Raw genomic sequence first — 210 nt, 5'->3', positions numbered from 1 at the left:
TTCCGGGACCTGGTCAAGGACTTCGTCAAGCGCCACGTGACAGGCGAAGCGATCGAGCGGTGGGATGCCGCCGGTGAGATCGACCGGGGGACCATGCGCGCCGCCGGCGAAGCGGGTCTGATCGGCCTGTCGGTCCCCGAGGAGTTCGGTGGCGCCGGGATGCTGCAGGACTACCGCTTCCGCACGATCGTCATGGAAGAGGTCATCGCC

The 210-nt window shown here is 67.6% G+C and carries 1 protein-coding gene; it reads left to right on the top strand.

Translation table 11 applies throughout. The features are described from left to right. A partial coding sequence (locus L687_RS0122290; protein WP_031208437.1) for an acyl-CoA dehydrogenase family protein occupies window positions 1-210 on the top strand: 210 nt, incomplete at both ends.

Source organism: Microbacterium maritypicum MF109, assembly GCF_000455825.1.
GTDB lineage: Bacteria > Actinomycetota > Actinomycetes > Actinomycetales > Microbacteriaceae > Microbacterium > Microbacterium maritypicum_A.
This window is presented reverse-complemented; position numbering and strand designations above follow the sequence as displayed.